The sequence below is a fragment of the Nonomuraea sp. NPDC052265 genome, assembly GCF_044547985.1.
GTDB lineage: Bacteria > Actinomycetota > Actinomycetes > Streptosporangiales > Streptosporangiaceae > Nonomuraea.
In genome coordinates, this window is sequence record NZ_JBIUBJ010000004.1 from 364,640 (window position 1) to 383,250 (window position 18,611).

Annotated in this window: 18 protein-coding genes and 1 pseudogene; 5 read left to right on the top strand and 14 right to left on the bottom strand. The window is 74.0% G+C overall.

The window, feature by feature from the left end:
• Nucleotides 1–47 precede the first annotated feature (47 nt).
• Complete coding sequence (locus ACIHAD_RS15280) at nt 48–1,559, top strand: acyl-CoA synthetase (RefSeq protein ID WP_397355038.1); 1,512 nt, start codon at nt 48–50, stop codon at nt 1,557–1,559.
• Between the two features lie 22 nt (nt 1,560–1,581).
• Here the strand turns inward: ACIHAD_RS15280 and ACIHAD_RS15285 are convergent, their stop codons facing one another.
• Together ACIHAD_RS15285 and ACIHAD_RS15290 are read right to left on the bottom strand one after the other, a co-directional pair.
• Nucleotides 1,582–3,249 carry a benzoate-CoA ligase family protein gene (locus ACIHAD_RS15285; protein ID WP_397355039.1) on the bottom strand — a complete coding sequence of 556 codons (1,668 nt, stop codon included), beginning with the start codon at nt 3,247–3,249 and terminating at the stop codon, nt 1,582–1,584.
• 42 nt (nt 3,250–3,291) lie between these two features.
• Complete coding sequence (locus ACIHAD_RS15290; protein WP_397355040.1) at nt 3,292–4,230, bottom strand: LysR substrate-binding domain-containing protein; 939 nt, start codon at nt 4,228–4,230, stop codon at nt 3,292–3,294.
• Between the two features lie 64 nt (nt 4,231–4,294).
• Here ACIHAD_RS15290 and ACIHAD_RS15295 point away from each other — a divergent pair, with 64 nt between their 5' ends.
• Complete coding sequence (locus ACIHAD_RS15295) at nt 4,295–5,482, top strand: MFS transporter (protein ID WP_397355041.1); 1,188 nt, start codon at nt 4,295–4,297, stop codon at nt 5,480–5,482.
• A 194-nt stretch (nt 5,483–5,676) separates the two neighbouring features.
• On the opposite strand, the gene ACIHAD_RS15300 is transcribed toward ACIHAD_RS15295, so the two are convergent.
• Genes ACIHAD_RS15300 through ACIHAD_RS15320 form a run of 5 tightly spaced genes read right to left on the bottom strand, consistent with a single transcriptional unit; the run spans nt 5,677 to nt 10,472 of the window.
• Complete coding sequence (locus tag ACIHAD_RS15300; protein WP_397355042.1) at nt 5,677–5,988, bottom strand: hypothetical protein; 312 nt, start codon at nt 5,986–5,988, stop codon at nt 5,677–5,679.
• Nucleotides 5,985–6,857: a branched-chain amino acid ABC transporter permease gene (locus ACIHAD_RS15305; RefSeq protein WP_397355043.1), complete on the bottom strand. Its 873-nt coding sequence runs from the start codon at nt 6,855–6,857 to the stop codon at nt 5,985–5,987. Before ACIHAD_RS15305 ends, ACIHAD_RS15300 begins: the two co-directional genes overlap by 4 nt.
• Nucleotides 6,857–8,008, bottom strand: coding sequence for an ABC transporter substrate-binding protein (locus tag ACIHAD_RS15310; RefSeq protein ID WP_397355044.1), 1,152 nt, complete (start codon nt 8,006–8,008; stop codon nt 6,857–6,859). The genes ACIHAD_RS15305 and ACIHAD_RS15310 overlap by 1 nt, the downstream gene beginning before the upstream one ends.
• The gene (locus tag ACIHAD_RS15315) at nt 8,005–9,723 is read right to left on the bottom strand and encodes an ATP-binding cassette domain-containing protein (RefSeq protein ID WP_397355046.1); all 1,719 of its coding nucleotides are present in this window, start codon (nt 9,721–9,723) and stop codon (nt 8,005–8,007) included. The genes ACIHAD_RS15310 and ACIHAD_RS15315 overlap by 4 nt, the downstream gene beginning before the upstream one ends.
• Complete coding sequence (locus ACIHAD_RS15320; protein WP_397355047.1) at nt 9,720–10,472, bottom strand: ABC transporter ATP-binding protein; 753 nt, start codon at nt 10,470–10,472, stop codon at nt 9,720–9,722. Before ACIHAD_RS15320 ends, ACIHAD_RS15315 begins: the two co-directional genes overlap by 4 nt.
• 346 nt (nt 10,473–10,818) lie before the next feature.
• Between ACIHAD_RS15320 and ACIHAD_RS15325 the strand changes: the two are divergent.
• Nucleotides 10,819–11,172 (top strand): annotated as a pseudogene (locus ACIHAD_RS15325) (amidohydrolase family protein); the annotation flags it as partial.
• 9 nt (nt 11,173–11,181) lie between these two features.
• On the opposite strand, the gene ACIHAD_RS15330 reads toward ACIHAD_RS15325, so the two are convergent.
• From ACIHAD_RS15330 to ACIHAD_RS15340, 3 genes are all read right to left on the bottom strand, one after another.
• The gene (locus ACIHAD_RS15330; RefSeq protein WP_397355048.1) at nt 11,182–12,018 is read right to left on the bottom strand and encodes an aldo/keto reductase; all 837 of its coding nucleotides are present in this window, start codon (nt 12,016–12,018) and stop codon (nt 11,182–11,184) included.
• 67 nt (nt 12,019–12,085) lie between these two features.
• On the bottom strand, nt 12,086–12,901 hold the full coding sequence (locus tag ACIHAD_RS15335) for a hypothetical protein (RefSeq protein WP_397355049.1): 816 nt from the start codon (nt 12,899–12,901) through the stop codon (nt 12,086–12,088).
• A complete protein-coding gene (locus tag ACIHAD_RS15340) occupies nt 12,898–13,647 on the bottom strand; it encodes a hypothetical protein (RefSeq protein ID WP_397355050.1) in 750 nt (249 codons plus the stop codon). Before ACIHAD_RS15340 ends, ACIHAD_RS15335 begins: the two co-directional genes overlap by 4 nt.
• A 130-nt stretch (nt 13,648–13,777) precedes the next feature.
• On the opposite strand from ACIHAD_RS15340, the gene ACIHAD_RS15345 reads away from it, so the two are divergent.
• A complete protein-coding gene (locus ACIHAD_RS15345; protein ID WP_397355378.1) occupies nt 13,778–14,605 on the top strand; it encodes a metallophosphoesterase family protein in 828 nt (275 codons plus the stop codon).
• 27 nt (nt 14,606–14,632) lie between these two features.
• On the opposite strand, the gene ACIHAD_RS15350 is transcribed toward ACIHAD_RS15345, so the two are convergent.
• The 4 genes from ACIHAD_RS15350 to ACIHAD_RS15365 form a co-directional block, all read right to left on the bottom strand.
• Entirely contained in the window at nt 14,633–15,277 is a 645-nt protein-coding gene (locus tag ACIHAD_RS15350) for a LuxR C-terminal-related transcriptional regulator (RefSeq protein ID WP_397355051.1), read from the bottom strand.
• Nucleotides 15,268–16,434 (bottom strand): sensor histidine kinase, encoded by a 1,167-nt coding sequence (locus ACIHAD_RS15355; protein ID WP_397355052.1) that lies wholly within the window; start codon nt 16,432–16,434, stop codon nt 15,268–15,270. Before ACIHAD_RS15355 ends, ACIHAD_RS15350 begins: the two co-directional genes overlap by 10 nt.
• A gap of 89 nt (nt 16,435–16,523) precedes the next feature.
• Complete coding sequence (locus ACIHAD_RS15360; protein WP_397355053.1) at nt 16,524–17,318, bottom strand: ABC transporter permease; 795 nt, start codon at nt 17,316–17,318, stop codon at nt 16,524–16,526.
• Nucleotides 17,315–18,229 (bottom strand): ABC transporter ATP-binding protein, encoded by a 915-nt coding sequence (locus tag ACIHAD_RS15365; protein ID WP_397355054.1) that lies wholly within the window; start codon nt 18,227–18,229, stop codon nt 17,315–17,317. The genes ACIHAD_RS15360 and ACIHAD_RS15365 overlap by 4 nt, the downstream gene beginning before the upstream one ends.
• 174 nt (nt 18,230–18,403) lie before the next feature.
• Between ACIHAD_RS15365 and ACIHAD_RS15370 the strand changes: the two genes are divergently transcribed.
• Nucleotides 18,404–18,586 carry a hypothetical protein gene (locus ACIHAD_RS15370; protein WP_397355055.1) on the top strand — a complete coding sequence of 61 codons (183 nt, stop codon included), beginning with the start codon at nt 18,404–18,406 and terminating at the stop codon, nt 18,584–18,586.
• Nucleotides 18,587–18,611 lie beyond the last annotated feature (25 nt).

Here is an 18,611-nt window from a genome sequence, read left to right on the forward strand (position 1 = left end):
TCGTCGGGTACGATCACCGAACATCATTCGGCATGGGGGTGCCCAGCATGACCACGCGCCAGCACACGATCGGTGACCTCCTGCGGCGCTCGGCCGCCAGGTTCCCCGGCAAGACCGCCGTGATCTACGGCAACGTCCGCCAGAGCTACGCCGACCTCGACCTGGAGGTCAACCGCACGGCCAACGCGCTGGCGGCGCGGGGCGTGGCCAAGGGCGACCGGTTCGCCCTGTTCAGCCATAACAACCACGCGTTCGTGGTGGCCTACTTCGCGCTGGCCCGGCTGGGCGCGATCTCCGTGCCGATCAACTTCATGCTCGGGCCGCGCGAGGTGGCCTACATCCTGGAGCACTCCGGCGCGACCGGGATGCTGGCGGAGGAGGCGCTGCTGCCGGTGGCCGAGGCCGCGGCCGGGCCCGCCGTTCGGGTACGCGGCGTGATCGGCGCGGCCGAGGGCTGGGAGTCCTTCGCCACCTGGCGCGGCGACGACGCCGAGCCCCGGGTGGAGATCGCCGCCGACGACCCGATCCAGCTCATGTACACCAGCGGCACCGAGTCGCGTCCCAAGGGCGCCACGCTGTCCAGTGCGGGCCTGCTGGCCCAGTACGTGAGCTGCGTCGTCGACGGCGAGATGAGCTCCGACGACGTCGAGGTGCACGCGCTGCCCCTCTACCACTGCGCCCAGCTCCACTGCTTCCTGACGCCCGGCATCTACCTGGGCGCCACCAATCTCGTCCTGCCGGGCGCCGACCCGGCCTCGATCCTGGCCACCATCGAGGGCGAGCGCGCGACCAAGCTGTTCTGCCCGCCCACGGTGTGGATCGGCCTGCTGCGCCACCCCGACTTCGACCGCCGTGACCTGTCCTCGCTGCGCAAGGGCTACTACGGCGCCTCGATCATGCCGGTCGAGGTGCTGAAGGAGATCTCGACCCGGCTGCCGGACGTGCGCCTGTTCAACTTCTACGGCCAGACCGAGATGGCCCCGCTGGCCACCATCCTGCGGCCGGAGGAGCAGCTGACCCGGCTGGGCTCGGCCGGGCGGCCCGCGCTCAACGTCGAGACCAGGATCGTCGACGACGAGGACCGGCCGGTGGCGCCGGGCGTGGTCGGCGAGATCGTCCACCGCAGCCCGCACGCCATGCTCGGCTACTGGAACGACCCGGACAAGACCGCCGAGGTCTTCCGCGGCGGCTGGTTCCACAGCGGCGACCTGGGCGTCATGGACGCCGACGGCTACCTGTCGGTGGTCGACAGGAAGAAGGACATGATCAAGTCCGGCGGCGAGAACGTGGCCAGCCGCGAGGTGGAGGAGGTCATCTACCAGCATCCGGCGGTCGCCGAGGCGGCCGTGTTCGGCGTGCCGGACGAGCGGTGGATCGAGGCGGTGACGGCCGCCGTGGTGCTGCGCGAGGGCGCCGGGCTGACCGCCGCCGAGCTGAACGCGTTCCTGCGCGAGCGGCTGGCCCCCTTCAAGACGCCCAAGAACGTGGTGTTCGTGGACGCGCTGCCCAAGAACGCCTCCGGCAAGGTGCTCAAGCGGGAACTGCGCGACGCCTTCTGACCCCGGGGCCCGCGCCGAGGGGTCACTTGCCGAGCAGGTCGGCGGCCAGTCGCCGGAGCACCACGCGCTGGATCTTCCCCGTCGCCGTCTTCGGCAGCTCGTCCAGGACCAGCACCTCGCGCGGGCGTTCGAGGGCGGACGGTCCCTCGCCGCAGAACGCGATCAGCTCCTCGGCGTCGATCGGGCGGCCGGGCGCGGGCACCACGCAGGCGACCGGCTTCTCCAGCCCGTCGGCGCCGACGTGGGCGATCATCGCGCACTCGGCGACCGAGGCGTGCTCCAGCAGCCGGGACTCGGCCTCCATGGGCGACACCCGGACGCCGCCCGCCCTGATCAGGTCGTCGGCGCGGCCCAGGTACCGGTAGGAGCCGTCGGCGTCGCGGGCGCAGGTGTCGCCGGTGCGCAGCCACTCGCCCTGGAACGCCTGGCGGGTGGCGGAGGCGCGGCACCAGTAGCCAGTGGCGATCGAGTCGCCGCGCACGTACAGGTGGCCGGGCTCGCCGTCGGGGACGGGCGCGCCGGAGTCGTCCAGGAGGCGGACCTCGTAGCCGGGCACGACGGTGCCGGAGCCGGCGGGGCGGGCCCGACCCGGACGGTTGGAGACGAAGATGTGCAGCGACTCGGCGGAGCCCAGGCCGTCGATGACGTCCACGCCGAAGCGGTCGGTGAGGCGGCGGTGGAGCTCGGGGGGCAGGGCCTCGCCCGCGGAGACGGCCAGGCGTACCGAGGCGAAGGCGTCCGCGGGGGCCTGGGCGGCCAGCAGGGCGGCGTAGAAGGACGGCCCGGCGAAGAACAGGGTGGGACGCTCCTCCAGCACACGTTCGACGACGCCGCCCGGGGCAGGCCTGGCGGGGTCGAGGATCGTGGTGGCGCCCTCGGCGAGCGGGAAGATCATGGAGTTGCCGAGCCCGTAGGCGGAGGACAGCGGGGCCACCGAGAGGCACCGGTCCTCGGGGCGGATGCCGAGCACCTGCCGCCCGTACGCCTCGTGCACGTCGCGCAGCGCGCCGTGGCGGTGCATGACCGCCTTGGGCGCGCCGGTGGTGCCGGAGGTGTGCAGCCACAGCGCGGGCGAGTCCGGCCAGGTGTCGTACGGGCCGGTCGCGCCCCGGCCGGCCTCCAGCAGGTCCGACCACAGGCAGACCGGCACGCCGGTCTCGACCGCCGCCGACGGGCCCGCTCCCGTCGCGGTGACGGTGCGCGGGACGTGGCCGGGGCCGGGGCCCTGGCGGCTCGCGTCGGTGAGCACGAGCACCACGACCTCGGGCGCCGACAGCAGCGCCTCCTGGACGGCCGGCTCGAACTCGGGCGCGGAGACCACGACCCGCGCCCGGGAGTCCCGGATCAGGTCGCCCAGCTCGGCCCCGTCGTACAGGGTGGACACCGGGACGGCGACCGCGCCCATCCGCAGCACGGCCAGGATCGTGATCAGCGTCTCGGGCCGGTCGGGCAGGACGAGCAGCACGCGCTCCTCCGGCCGTACGCCCATCACCCGCAGCCCGCCGGCCAGTTCGGCGACGTGCGCGGCCAGTTGGGCGTACGTCATGGTGCCCATGGGGCCGGCGACGGCGATGCGGTCACCGTGCCCGGTCTCGACCAGGCGGTCCACGAGAAAGACGCTGGCGTTGAACGACTCGGCCGGCATGGTCGTCCCCATCCGCAGGAGGGCGTGCGTAGCTGAATCCTCCATACAGAATCGATGAGCCGTCAACTACTTCCGGCAGGACGGGTGTCAGCAGGGACGCAGCCCCGGCCCGACGTCGGCGGCGCCGGAGCGCACGTGGTCCAGGAAGGCGCGCACGGCGGGCGTGAGCCGGGTCCCGGCGGGCCAGCACGCCCCGATCGTCCGGAACACCGGGGGCGACAGCGGGATCTGCACCACGCCCTCGGCGGGCGTCAGGCGGGGCAGCACGGCCACGCCCAGCCCGGCCGCCACCAGGCCGCGCACGGTCTCCGACTCCTGCCCCTCGAAGGCGATCCTGGGCGTGAACCCGGCCGCCGCGCACAGGTCGTCGGTGATCTGGCGGACGCCGTAGCCGTGTTCGAGCGTCACCAGCTCCTCCCCCGCCAGCTCGGCGGGCCGCACCCGGGCGCGTCCGGCGAAGCGGTGGCCGGGCGGCACGGACAGCACCAGCTCCTGGTCGGCGAGCGGGTGCCCGGCCAGGCCCGGGTCGCCGTCGGGCAGGGGCGCGACGAACACCAGGTCGATCTCGCCCTCGCCCAGCGCGCGCAGCATGTCCTGGCGAGAGCCCTGCGCCAGGCTGAACCGCACGCCCGGATGGCGCTCGCGGAAGCCGCGGATGAGCGAGGGGACGAGCGTGCGGCCCAGCAGGTGCAGGAACCCGAGCACGATCCGGCCGCTGCCGGGGTCGATCTCCTCGCGCACCTCGCGGGCGGCCGACTCCATGGTGGCCAGCGCCCGGCCGGAGGCGGCGGCCAGGACGCGCCCGGCCCTGGTCAGGCGGATGCCCCGCCCGTACGGGACGACGAGGGGCGCCCCGACCAGGTCGGCGAGCGCGGCCAGGCGGCGGCTGGCGGTGGGCTGCGGCATGCCCAGCAGCTCGGCCGCCCGCGTGACGTGCCCGGTCTCCCCGACGGCGGCCAGCAGGGCGAGCGTGGGAGCCAGCCCGGCGGCCAGCCGCTCGTCCACGGACTCGAATTCATCCACCACAGCATGAATTATCGCCTATTTCCGCATTGGACGTATTTATTAGCCTTGCTTAGCGTTTCCTGGCGTGGCGGTCATCGAAGCTCAACGTGTCGGCACCCGGCGGGCCGGCCCGGCCGTGGCGGCGGCCGGCGTCTCCTCCTTCGCCCTGCTGTACGCGCCGCAGCCCGTCCTGCCGCAGCTCGCGGCCGACTTCCGGCTCGACCCCGGCGGCGCGTCGCTGGCCGTCGGCGTGGCCACGGCGGCGCTGGCGGTGGCCGTGCTGCCGCTGGCCGCGCTGGCGGAGGTCGTCGGCCGGCGGCGGATGATCGCGTGGTCCGTGCTGGCCTCGGCGCTGATCGGGCTGGCGCTGCCGCTGGCGCCGACGTTCCCCGTGCTGGTGGTGATGCGGGCGGCGCAGGGGGTGGCGGTCGCCGGGTTCGCGGGGGTCGGGGCGGCGTACCTGGCCGATCTGGTGGGGGCGACGAGGCTGGCCGGGGCGGTGGGCGTGATGATCGCCGGGAACTCGGTGGGCGGGATGCTGGGCCGCCTGGGCGCCGGGTTCGCCGCCGGGCCGTGGGGGTGGCGGGGCGCGCTGCTGGTGGTGGCGGGCCTGTCGCTGCTCTGCTCGGCGTACGCGGCCCGTACGCTGCCGGCCCCGCCGCCCGCCCCGCCGCCCGCCGTGCCGCCCGCAGTGCCGCCCGCAGTGCCGCCCGCCGCACGCGTCCGGATCGGGGCGGGCCTGCTGGCGCCGTACGCGGTGGGCGCGCTGGGCGTCGGCGCGTTCGTCGCCCTCTACAACGCCGCCGGCTTCCGCCTGTCCGCGCCGCCGCTGTCGCTCTCCCCCGCCGTGGCCTCCCTGGTGTTCCTCTCCTACGCCCTCGGCACCGCCTCCTCGGCCGCCGCCGGCCGCCTGGCGGACCGCCTGGGGCGCCGGACCGCCCTGGTCGCCGCCCTGGCCGTGACGGCCGCGGGCTCGGCGCTGACCGCGCTGGACCCCCTGGCCGCGGTCGTGGCCGGGTTCGCCGTACTGACCGCGGGGTTCTTCGCCGCGCACGCGGTGGCCAACGCCTGGGTCGCCGCGCAGGCCCCGCCCACCGCCCGCGGGCGCGCCGCCGGGCTCTACACCCTGTGCTACTACCTCGGCAGCGGCGCCGGCGGCACGGCCGGCAGCGCCGTGTACGGCCACTCCGGATGGACCTGGCTGATCGTCCTGACCTCGGCCTGGCTGCTGCTGGCGATCGTGGCCGTGCTCGTCGCGAGCCCGCGCCGGTGAGGGCTGTTGCCAGGCGGCCCCGGCGGAAGTACGCCTGACATCACAGGGGTGGGCTACCTCCAGGAGGGGAGGACGATGGCCGACCTCGCGCGGGACCCGTCGGTGGCCGCGGTCGCCCGGCCGATGCCGACCCCGTCCCGGGCACGCCCGGGACGTCGACGCGCCGCCGCCGGAGCCGGAGGCGGGCGCCCAGGTCACGTGGGGGGTGCGGGCGCTGGGCGCCGACGCCTCCACCCGTACGGGAGCGGGGACGGTGGTCGCCGTCCCGGACACCGGGATCGACGCCACGCACACCTGCGCGGGCGTCGCCTCCGGCCCGGCCGCTGCCCCGGCAGGCCGTGGACGCCCACGTCGAACAGGTTGACCCCGATCTCCACGGCGTGCCGCAGCAGCTCGACGGCCGCGCCGAAGTCCATCCGGTCGTAGGTGTGCCAGGACCCCAGCGACAGCACCGACGCCTCGGGGCCGTGCGCGCCGATCTGGCGCTGGGGGACCTTGACCGTCATACGTTCGCCTCCGAGTCCCAGACGTGATGGCGGCTGCGCCACCACAACAACGCCACCATGACCAGGAACGGCAGCACCCCCCGGTACTGCTGGACCGCCTCCATCGAGGCCGTCACCCCTTCCAGGCAGCCCAGCAGCAGCCCGCCCGCGAGCGTCAGCCACAGGCTGCTGAACGCCCCCACCATGGCCACCGCCAGCGCGGTCGTGACGAGGTTGCCCAGCGTGGAGAAGTCGCCGCCGAGCCGGGGCGCGACCAGGACGATGACCAGCGTGCTGATCGCGCCGATGGCCACCCACACGGCCAGGGCGAGCCGGGGGGCGGGGATGCCGACGACCTGCGCGGTGGCCGGGCGTTCCGACAGCGCCTGCAGCCGCAGCCCCACCCGGGTACGCCCGAGCAGCAGCCCCACGCCGACCGTGATGAGCACCGCGACCGACAGCGACACCAGCACTGCCTGCGGCACGACCACCTCGCCCACGGTGAAGGCGGGCGCGTCGAAGGGCTGCGGGAAGCGCCGCGCGCCGCTGGTGTTGTTGCCGAACAGGCGCAGCCCGACCGACATCAGCGCGACGAACACCGCCACGGTGACGGCCGCCTTCGTGCGCAGGTCGTGCTCGCCGAACCAGCGCACCAGGCCGAGGCCGAGCAGCGCCGAGACCAGCCCGCCGGCCAGCGCCCCGAGCGGGAGCGCGAGCCAGGCGTTCAGGCCGGCGTCGGTGAGGGTGACCATGACGAAGGCGCCCGTCGCGCCCACCGCCGCCATCGCGAAGTTGACCACGGCGACCAGCCGGTAGGTCAGGACCACGCAGAGCCCGAGCAGCGCGTACACGCCGCCGCTGGTCAGGCCCGCGACCACGGAGTCGAGCATCAGCCGTTCCGCTTCGGGACGATGAAGCCCTCGGGCAGCACCGTCCACTTGCCGTTCTCGGCCTTGACGAAGCGGCTGCCCTCGATGGGGTTGTGCGTCTGGCCGGGGCCGAACACCCAGGGCGTGCCGACCATGGGGTAGGTGATGGGCTGCATCGACTTGAAGGCCCGGGTCACCGTCTCCCGGGTGATGTCCCCCTTGATCGTCTTGAGGACCTGGACGAACACGTCGGCCGCCATCACCCCGCCCTGGCTGAACGCGGTCTTCTGGATCTTGTTGTCGTTGACGATCTTCGCCCACCGGTCGTTGCCCGGCAGGGTCTCGTCGGTGTACGGCTGCCACTCGGTGCCCGCCTGGGCGTTCATGCCGGCCGGGATGAGGGCGGCGTTGGCGTCGGTGTAGGCGTTGGCCATGAGGATGAAGTCGACGTCCCGCATGCCCTGGGTCTTGGCCTGGGCGAACCACGGCCCGACCTGGGCGTTGTAGACGACCGCCCGGCAGCCGCCCGTCTTGAGCTTGACCAGGTACGGCGTCGGGTCGCCCTGTCCGACCGAGGTGTCCTTGACCGCCAGCGTCTTGCCGGTGATGTCGCTCCACTCCTTGATGGCCGCGTCGATGCCGCCGCCGCTGCCCGGCAGCACGGTGAAGGCCAGGCACACCTTGTCGTGCTTGAGCGTCTCGGAGGCGTAGTACAGCATCGCGGTCAGCAGCTTGAACGGGCCGGGGTTGACCGGGGCGATGTCCGGGCTGGTGAAGCAGGCCGGGTCCACCCCGACGGCCGGGATGGAGACGATCTGCGACTTGCTGTAGGTGGCGCGGTTGAGCCCGCAGTCCACGGCGCTGGAGGAGCCGACCAGCGCGACGACCTCCTCGGAGTCGATCAGCTCGCGCGCCGCCTCCGTGGAGCGCTGCGGGTTCATCGCGTCGTCCTTGCTGATCAGCTCGATCTTGCGGCCGTTGATCCCGCCGGCCTTGTTGACCTCCTCGAAGACGGCCTTGACCGCCTGCGGCACCTCGGGGGTCTGGAACAGCCCGGTGACGCCGTTGATCGCGCCGACCCTGATGGGCCCGTCGGTGCCCGAACCGCCGGAACAGGCCGTCAGAGCGGTCAGCAGGCCGAGGACGGGCAGAGCCATGAGTACGCGTTTCACGATGTCTCCTCCAAGACGGTCCCGAGGTAGGCGGCCCTGACGGCCGGTGCGTCCAAGACGTCGAGCGTCGGCCCCGAGGCGATCACGTGCCCGAAGTCCAGCACGGTGACCTGGCCGCAGGCGGCTCGTACGAGATCCATGTCGTGCTCCACCAGCAGGATCGACACGCCGAAGCGGGCCGGGACCTGGGCCAGGCGGCGGCCGAGCCGCAGCGACTCGGCGGCGGACTGGCCGGCGGCCGGCTCGTCGAGCAGCGCGACCTTCGGCCTGGCGGCGATCGCGGCGGCCACGTCGAGCAGCCTCCTGGTGCCCGCGTCGAGGATCGACACCGGCACCTCGCCGGGCGGGCAGCCGAAGAAGCGCAGCACCTCCTCCGTCTCCTCGGCGGGCAGGCGCCGCCCGGCGACGATCGCCAGGTACTCCTCCTGCGTCAGCTCCGAGGCGATGGCGGTCGTCTGGAACGTGCGGCGCAGCCCGCGCCGGGCCCTGACGCTCGGGCTGAGCCGGTCGAGGGGCTGCCCGGCGAGCACGACCGAGCCCTCGTGGCGGGCGGCGAAGCCGGTGACCGCGGAGATCAGCGTGGACTTGCCGGCGCCGTTCGGGCCGATCAGGCCGCTGACGCCGAGCGCGGGCACGGTCAGGTCCACGCCGTCCAGGGCGACGACCTGGCCGAACCGCACGCTCAGCCCGCGTACCTCCAGCATGTTCCCCTCGCCGGTGGCCGGGGGGACGGGGGCGGGCTCCTCGGCGGGGGCGGCGGCCACGGCCTCCAGCAGCGGGCGCGCGGCCCTTTCGCGCCTGCGGGCCCGGGTGAAATCGGTCTGGCTCACCCCGCTGCGCAGGGCGAAGATCGCCATGACGCCGAACAGGATGCCGCCGAGGTCCTGCGGCAGGCGCAGCTTCTCCAGGATCGTGGCCATGACCGCGCCGAAGATGCCGCCCAGGACGGCGCCCTCGGTGTTGTGCGGCCCGATGAGCACGGCGACCGCGAACAACGCCAGCGACTGCATCATCGCGAAATTTCCGGATACGACGAGGCCGAGCTGCCCCGCCATCAGCCCGCCCCCGATACCGGCGATGAACGCGCTGATGGCGAAGGCCGTCAGCTTGCTGCGCGCCACGGAGATGCCGTGCGCCGCCGCCGCCCGCTCGGAGTGCCGCAGCTCCAGCCAGGACCGCCCGATCCTGGTCCGGTTGACCAGCGCGAGCCCGATCGCGATCAGCACGAACACGGTCATGGCCAGCACGAAGTACGCGGCGTCGGAGGAGAAGGGCCCCGGCCGCACGACGGTCTTCAGCTCGGTCGTGCCGGGGAACTGGTTGGCGTTGAGCACGATGTCGGTGGAGACGGCGAAGCCGAGCGTGACGACGGCCAGGTTGACGCCCCGGATGCGCAGCGCGGGCAGCCCGATCGCGACGCCCACCGGCACGGCCGCCAGGCCGCCGAGCACCAGCCACAGCAGGAAGCCGCCGGGCGCGTCGGCCAGGTTCAGCCGCAGCACCACCCAGGCCCCGATCGCCGCGAACGACATCTGGCACAGCGACATGACCCCGGCCCGCCCGACGATCACGCCGTAGCTCTGCATGAGCACGCCGCTGACCACGGCCGCGATCGCCAGGTAGATCCAGTACGGCGGCAGCGCCCAGGGCAGCACCGCGCACGCCGCCACGGCCAGCCCCAGCCCGGCACCCCAGGATTTCAGCAGCGTGTTCACCAGCTCCCGCCTTCCGTGCCGGCCGCCCGCGCGAGGCCGTCGTCGGTGACGGCGCCGAAGTAGAACTCGTGCAGCCGGTCCTCGGCCCCGCGCAGCTCCTCGCACGGGCCCTCGAAGACGACCCGGCCCTTGCGCAGCACGTACGCGCGGGTGCCGATCTCCAGCGCCAGGTTGGCGAACTGCTCCACGAGCAGCACCCCGATGCCCCGCTCGGCCAGGTCCCGCACCGAGCCCATCAGGCGGCGGACCACGACCGGCGCCAGCCCGAGCGACATCTCGTCGATGAGGACGACCTTGGGCCCGGCGATCAGCGCCCGGCCGATGACGAGCATCTGCTGCTCGCCGCCGGACAGGTTGGCGGCCGGCAGCGTGCGCCTGCGGTCCAGCTCGGGGAAGATGTCGTAGACCATGGCCGGGTCGCCGTCGCCGGAGACCAGCAGGTTCTGCTCCAGCGTGAGGGTGCGGAACACCGTGCGGGCCTGCTCGGCGTATCCGAGTCCGGCCTGGGCGCGGCGGTAGGTGGGCAGGCCGGTCAGCGGCGCGCCGGCCAGCGTGACCGTTCCGGCGGCGGCGGGGGCCAGGCCCGCGATGCCGTCGAGCAGGGTGGTCTTGCCCGCGCCGTTCGCGCCGAGCAGCACGGTGACCGTGCCGGGCGCGACGCCCAGGCTGACCTCGTGCACGACGGGGACCTCTCCCCTGGAGACGCTGATGCCCCGCACGTCGAGGACATCGTCCGCGGGAGCGCCCATCAGCGGCTCCGGCGACGGTCGTCGGCCGCGTCGGGCGACGGCGCGTACGCCGGTCCGCGAAGGGCCCGATCGATGATGCGCCGTGCCTCGAAAGATAGAGGCATCGTCACCTCCCGGCACGAAATCGTATCTGATTCCATGTACGTTATGCGGATGGAAATGAGAGTGTCCAGAGCGGAGCGGATATGAAATCTGCGGCTGACAACAGGTCGGCGGATCTGGTCATGACCGGCGGCGTCGTCCACACGATGAACCCGGCCGGCCATCTCGCGTCCGGCATCGCGATCAAGGACGGGCGCATCGTCAGGGTCGGCACTCCACTGCAGGTCCAGGCCATGGTCGGCCCGGGGACGCCTGGCCGGTGCGGGACGCGCTGGCCGCCGGCGTACGGCTCAGCCTCAGCTCCGACGCCCCCATGCTCACCCCCGACTGGCGGCACGGCGTGGCGGCGGCCGCGACCCGGTGGGCCGTCGAGGGCGCCCCCGACCAGCGGCTCGCGCTCGACCAGGCGCTGCGCGCCTACACGGTCACCCCGGCCTGGCAGGAGGGCGCGGAGTCGTGGAAGGGCTCGCCGGAGCCGGGCAAGGTCGCCGACCTGTGCGTGCTCGGCGGCAGCCTGCTCGACGCGCACCCGGCCGACCTGCCCGACGTGCCGGTCACGATGACGATGGTGGACGGCAGGATCGTCCACGAACGCTGACCCGGCTCGCTACAGCTCCACGTGGTGGTCGGGGTCGCCGCCGAGCCGGCTGCCCGCGCCGCCCAGGGCCGAGATCCGCGCCATCTCCTCGGGCGACAGCTCGAAGTCGAAGACCTCCAGGTTGTGGCGCATGCGCCCGGGATCGGCGGACTTGGGGATCGGCACGGCGCCGAGCTGAACGTGCCAGCGGAGCACGACCTGCGCGGGGGTGCGGTCGTGCGCGGCCGCGGCCTCGGTGACGGCCGGGTCGTCGAGCAGCTTGCCGCCGGCCCCGAGCGGGCTCCACGACTCGGTCGCCACGCCGTGCCCGGCGTGCCAGGCGAGCAGGCCGGGCTGGGGGAACCCGGGGTGCAGCTCGACCTGGTTGACCGCGGGCCACACGCCGGTGGCCTCGACCACCCGCTCGATCTGCCCGGGAGTGAAGTTGGAGACGCCGATCGAACGCGCCAGGCCCTCCTCGCGCAGCCGTACGAACGCCTTCCAGGTGTCGACGAACAGGCCGTGGCCGGGCAGCGGCCAGTGGATGAGGTAGAGGTCGACGTAGTCGAGGCCGAGGCGGGAGCGGCTCTCCTCGAACCCGCGCAGCGCCAGGTCGTAGCCGTGCTGGGCGCCGCGCAGCTTCGTGGTGACGAACAGCTCCTCGCGCGGCACGTCCGACCCGGCGACCGCCGCGCCCACACCCTGCTCGTTGCCGTAGCTGGCGGCGGTGTCGATCAGCCGGTAGCCGAGCGAGATCGCGTGGCCGACGGCCTGGCGGGCCTGGCGGTCGTCCATCGGCCAGGTGCCCAGGCCCAGGCGCGGCATGGGGCGGCCGTCGGAGAGCACGAGGGTCGGCGCGGTCGTCATGGCTGGTCCTCTTCCGGGTGCGGGCAGGTGGCGTACCTACCCGCCGGCGGCACGGTCTACCCGGAGGTCAGCGGCCCGCGTTGACCGCCTCGACGGCCTCGTGGACGCACCGCCTGCCCTCGGGATCGGCCAGCGCCCGGGCGAGGAGCGTGTCCGTCTCGTCGCGGTTCCCGCCGTCGCCGGGCACGTCCAGGTACGCCAGCAGCACCTCCTGGTGGTCGAGGTAGGGCAGCAGAGGCCACTCGTACGGGGACAGGCTCGTTCCCCGGGCCGAGCTCAGCAGCTCCTCGTCCTGGACGAGCCGCAGCGCCAGGTAGCTCTTGAGACAGCACCGCCCGGCCTGGTCGAGGATCTCCGCGGCCCTGCCGAGCGCGGGCACCTGCGGAGGCGGGGCGACGTCCTCCTCGTCGGGCGAGTCGGGCACGAGGCCCGCCCGCACGGTCTCGTACTCCTCCCGCAGGTCGTCCATGGCCTTGGCGGCCGTCTCCAGCCGCCGGAGGACGTCGGCGTGGCGGGTGGCCGTGTCCTCGTCCCTCGCGCCGGGCCGCAGGTAGGCCTTGGCCAGCTCCTGGCAGGCGGTGAGCGTCCGCCGCACCTCGGCGGCGAGCGCCGGGACCGAGGCGTCGGCCTTCCTGATCCGCTCGGGCACGCCGGGCGGGAACCCGTTCAGCGTGCCCAGGCATTCGAGGCTGTCGCGCAGATGGACCAGGGCCCAGGCCAGGGTGCCAATGTCGTCCGGAGCCGGTTGCGGGCCGCGTACGGCGGCGCGGCGGAAGGCGGTCTCCACGCCGCCGTCGCTCGCCAGCCACGCCTTGACCAGGTCGAGCTTGCCCTGGAGCCGTTCGCGTACGGCCCGCTGGACGACCGCCACGTCCGCGATCATGCCTCCCCCTCGCCGTCCGCCGGTGTCACCGACGTCCATTGGTTCTCCGGTTTGCGGCGCTCGGCGTCGCGGACCGCCTCGCGCTCGGCGTCGAGGTTCTTCCAGAACGTCTCCAGCTCCGTCACCAGGAGGTCGCCGTTGTCCTGGCCGTTGAGCACCGCGAGCTGCCTGATGGCCTTCCTGATGTCGGGCGCGGCCCGGAGCGGCGCGACGATGCGCCGGGAGCCGCCGTCCGGCGCAGGGGGTGTCCGGCCGCCGACGGCGGCCGACCTCCGCGTCAGCAGCGCCACCACCATCTGCTCCACGCGGTCGGTGTCGAGGAACATCATGTCGAGCCCCTGGCTGTAGAGCCTGCGCAGCGCCCACACGACCTGCTCCGGCCTCGCCCCCGGACGGATGCGCGCCACCTCCGTCAGCCAGAACAGGACCTCCTGGTCGAACTGGCCCCACGGCTGGCCGTCCGGGATGGCGGCCTCGGGCGGCGGGATCATCGACAGTCCGAGCCCGGACGCCGTGGTGTTCACCCTGCGCACGGCGTAGATGTCGATCGGGCTGAGGAAGGTCAGCACGTGGACGGCCATGTCCGGCACCTCCGTCAGCAGCCGCGCCAGGACCGACGGAGGCGGCGGCCTCTTGGTCTTGGTGACCATCGCGGTGTTCTTCCCGGGATCGGGCGAGTCGGAGCCGTCGTTGCCCTTAGGCCGTTTGGGCGTTTTCTGGCCGCCCTGCCTGCGTGATCGTTTCATCGTGTCTCCCCGTCGCCGGCCCCCCTTGTCGGCCGGTGACGCCCCATGCTGGTGGGGGACGCCCGCCGTGCCTACTAGCCGGACGGTCAGCATCATGGACCGCCCACGGCGGCGTACGATCCGAGACGTGATCATCGTTCCCCGTCTGCTCGCCGTCAGCGACCTGCACGTGCACCATCCCGACAACCGCAGGCTCGTCGAGGAGCTGCGCCCCGGGTCGGACGGCGACTGGCTGCTCGTGGCGGGTGACGTCGGCGAGCTGACGACGGACATCGCCTGGGCGCTGCGCCGGCTGGCCGGCCGGTTCGCGAAGGTGGTCTGGGCGCCGGGCAACCACGAGCTGTGGACGCCCGCCCGCGACCCGGTGCGGCTGCGCGGCGAGGAGCGCTACCGGTACCTGGTGGAGCTCTGCCGCGACCTCGGCGTCCTGACGCCGGAGGATCCGTACCCGGTGTGGGAGGGGGCGCGCGGCCCGGTCACGGTGGCGCCGCTGTTCGTCCTGTACGACTACACCTGGCGCCCGGAGGGTGCGACGACCAAGGAGGAGTCCCTGGCGACGGCCTACGACGCGGGGATCGTCTGCACCGACGAGGTCATGCTCCACCCCGACCCCCACCCCGGCCTGGACGCCTGGTGCGCGGCCAGGGTCGAGCTGACCGAGGCGCGGCTGGCCGCCCGGCCGCCGGGGCTGCCGACCGTGCTGGTCAACCACTATCCCCTGGTCCGCGAGCCGACCCGGATCCTCAGACATCCGGAGTTCGCCCAGTGGTGCGGCACCGAGCGCACCGCCCGCTGGCACCTCGACTACGACGCCGCCGCCGTCGTGTACGGCCACCTGCACATCCCGCGCCTGACCCACCACGACGGCGTGCCGTTCATGGAGGTCTCGCTCGGCTACCCGCGCGAGTGGCAACCACGGCCGAACCCTCCGGCCCTGCCCCGCGTGATCGAGGTGTGAGGGCCGCCGCCGGGCCGGGCGGCCGGGTCAGCCCTCCAGGTAGCGCAGGATCGCCAGCACGCGCCTGCTGTAGCCCGTGTCGCGCGGCAGGTCGAGCTTGTCCATGATGGCGTTGACGTGCTTCTCCACCGTGGACGCCGAGACGTGCAGGCGCTCGGCGATGGCCGCGTTGACCAGCCCCTGGGCCAGGTGCGCCAGCACCTCGGACTCGCGCGGGCTCAGCCGGCTCAGCGGGTCGGCGTGACTCGTGCGGGCGAGGAGCTGTCGCACGACCTCGGGGTCGAAGGCCGTGCCGCCGGCGCGTACGCGGTCGAGCGAGCCGAGGAAGTCGGCCACCTCCGAGACCCGGTCCTTCAGCAGGTAGCCGAGCCCCTCGGCGGGCCCGGACAGCAGGGTGGCGGCGTAGTGGGGCTCGACGTACTGGGACAGGACGAGCACGCCCACCTCGGGCCACCGCGCGCGGATCTCCAGGGCCGCCCGCAGGCCCTCGTCCTTGTGACCGGGCGGCATGCGCACGTCGACCACCGCCACGTCGGGCCGGTGGCCGGCGACGGCGGCCAGCAGCGCGGGCGCGTCGCCCACGGCCGCGACGACCTCGTGCCCGGCCTCGGCCAGCAGCCGGGTCAGGCCCTCGCGCAGCAGCACCGAGTCGTCGGCCAGGATCAGCCGCACGGCGGCTCCTTCGGCAGCGTGGCGACGATCTTCGTGGGCCCGCCGGGCGGGCTGTCCACGGTGAACGCGCCGTCGAGCGCCAGGACGCGGCGGGCCAGCCCGGACAGGCCGCCGCCCGCGGGGTCGGCGCCGCCGCCGCCGTCGTCGGAGATCGCCACGCTCACCGTCCGTTCGTCCTCGCTCACGACGACCAGGATGTCACGGGCGCGGGCGTGCTTGACCGCGTTGGTGATCGCCTCCCTGGTGACGAAGTACAGGGCGGTCTCGATCTCCGTGGCGGGCCGCGCCGACAGCCCGTAGTGGACGGTGACCGGCACGGCGGCGCGTTCGGCGACGCCGGCCAGGGCGGCCTTGAGCCCCAGCTCGTCCAGGGCGGTGGGGTAGATGCGCCAGGCGACGCTGCGCAGCTCGTCCAGCAGGCGGCGGGACTCGGCGTAGGCCTGGTCGACCAATTCGGCGTTCCTGGCGTGGTCCTGGCCGTGCCTGGCCCGGCCGAGCAGCATGGCCAGCGCCACGCCGCGCTGCTGGACGCCGTCGTGCAGGTCGCGTTCGATCCGGCGGCGCTCGTCGTCCACGGCCCGGACGATGCCCGAGCGGGTCGCGGTCAGCTCGGCGATGCGGCGGCGCATGAGCTCGCGGCCGCCGGGGCCGAGGAAGTGGGCGGCCAGGCGGCGTTCCAGGACCCCGGCGGCCAGGGCGAGCAGCACGGTCACCGCCAGCAGGGCCACGCCGCCGGTCAGGCCGAGCACGCCGCCGGTGGTGACGACCCTGACACCCGGCAGCTCGACGGGGACGGGGTCGGAACCGCCCCTGATCAGCTCCCACGCGCCGCCGCCCAGCAGCAGGCCGCCGACGAACAGGGCGGTGGCGCAGCCGTACCCGCCGAGCACGCCCAGGGCGGCCCGGGCGGCGAGGTAGGCGTAGCCGCCGTCGCGGGTGGGGGCGGGGTGGTCGAACCATCTGGTCAGCCGGGCGCGTTCGAGCGCCATGAGCCCGGCCACGCCGCGCCTGGCCAGGGGGCGCGCGGCCGGGACCAGCGACGCGGGCCAGGCCAGGCAGAGGAAGGCCAGCTCGACCACGCCGAGCGCCATGCCCGCCAGCACCCCGGCCAGCGCCTTGGCGGCCCGGCCGCCCCCGTTCCCCCGGTTGCCCGACACGGGCCCGAAGTCTAGGCGTCCCGGCGGTTTGTCCCACACGGGCCGGGAACTCACCCGTCCCGGCGGCTTGTCCCGCACGGGCCCGAGACCTACGCGTCCCGGCGGCGCAGTGCGGTGTAGCCCGCCGCCAGCGCCGCCGCCGCCCAGGCCAGCAGCCACGCCAGCCCCTCCCCCGCCGAGTACGGGACGGGCCCGCCGGTCATGTTGTCCACGCTCCCCATGAACGCCAGCCCGGCGAACGTCGGCATGCGCATCGAGGCGTCCAGCGCCGCCTGGCTCCCGGTCATCAGCAGCACCAGCGGCAGGCCCAGGAGCAGCATGAACACCACGGTCAGCGTGCCCGCCGCGCTGCGCATCGCGGCCCCGACGCCCAGCGTCATCACCGACACCAGGGCGAAGAACGCGCCCGCGCCCACCACGTCCCGCACGGCCTCCCCGAACGGCAGCACGACGAGCCCGCCGAACGCGTCGGCCTGCAGCAGAAGGTAGACCGCCGCCGTCGCCACCGCCCCCGACAGCACCCCGGCGGCGAACATCACCGGCGCCACCACCAGCGCCTTGGCGGCCAGCACGACCCCGCGCACCGGCGTGGCCAGCAGGGTGACCCTGATGCCGCCGGAGGAGTACTCGGCCGTGATCGCCAGCATGGCCAGGGCGACCAGCGCGAACTGCACGAACGACGTGGCCGACACCACGGACTCGCTCGCCGTCACCCGCGCGCCGGGAACCGCGTCGCGCACCGCGTCGGTGGCGGCGGCCGCGGCCAGGGTCACGGCGGTCAGCACCATGAGCGCCGCCGCGCAGGCCAGGCACCACCACGTGGACCGGACCGACCACAACTTCCCCCACTCGGCCCATGCCGCCTGCCACAACGTGCTCGTCACGCGCCCGCTCCCGTCGCCCCGTACTCCACACTGCTCTCCGTCAGCTCCTGGTAGGCCTGCTCCAGGGACGCCTCCCGGGCGCGCAGCCCGTGCAGCCTGATCCCGGCCTCGTGCGCCAGGTCGCCCACCCGCTCGACGGGCGCGCCGGTGGCGACGACCTCGTTCTCGGCGACGCGCTCGGCGGCGATCCCGGCGGCGCGCAGGCGTTCGGCCAGCTCCCCGGCGTGCGGGGTGCGCGCCAGCACGGCCGTCAGCGAGCTGCGCCCGATGACCTCGGCCAGGGGCGCGTCGGCGATCAGCCGGCCCTTGCCGATCACCACCAGGTGGTCGGCCGTGAGCTGCATCTCGCTCATCAGATGGCTGGAGACGAACACCGTGCGGCCCTCGGCGGCCAGCGACCGCATGAGCTGCCGCACCCACCGCACGCCGTCGGGGTCGAGCCCGTTGACGGGCTCGTCGAACAGCAGCACCTCCGGGTCGCCGAGCAGCGCGGCGGCGATGCCGAGCCGCTGGCTCATGCCGAGCGAGAGCGCCCCGGCCCGGCGGCCCGCCGCCCCGGCCATGCCGACGCTCTCCAGCACCTCGGCCACCCGCCGCACGGGGATCCCGTTGCTGCGGGCCAGCGCCGTCAGGTGCGCCCGTCCGCTGCGCCCGGGGTGCGGCGCCCGCGCGTCGAGCAGCGCGCCGACCGTCCGCAGCGGGTTCCTGATCCGGTGGTACGGCACGCCGCCGATGAGCGCCGTGCCCGCCGAGGGCCGGTCCAGCCCGAGGACGAGCCGCATGGTGGTGGACTTCCCCGCGCCGTTGGGCCCGAGGAACCCGGTCACCGCGCCCGGCCTCAGCTCCAGCGACAGGTCGTCCACCGCCGTCCGGTCGCCGTACCGCTTGGTCAAACCGTCGAGACTGATCACGAAGGTCAACGCTAGGCAGCCGGGAAGCGGGCCGCCATGGGGCTCGGCCGCCGACCTCGATGGCGGAAAACCGGAACAGACCGGGCGGCGGCGCCGCCCCGGCGGGGTGACCCCGCCCAAACAAGACGGTGACGTTGCCCCACGTTGACGTGCGGCTCACTACGGTTGCCGAGCATGACCGACGACAAGAGCCGGAACCGGCCGCGGATCAGCATCGACGAGGCGGGCCTGGAGAAGCGCAGGTCCGCGATCCAGGCGCTCATGGAGCAGCCGCCGCCACCGGCGTGCGAGCAGTCGGCCGTCTTCGCCGACGCGGCCGCGAACGCCCCGCAAGCCCCCCGGCCGGACTTCGGCTGAGCCGGCCCGGCGGGTGGGCGCCCGC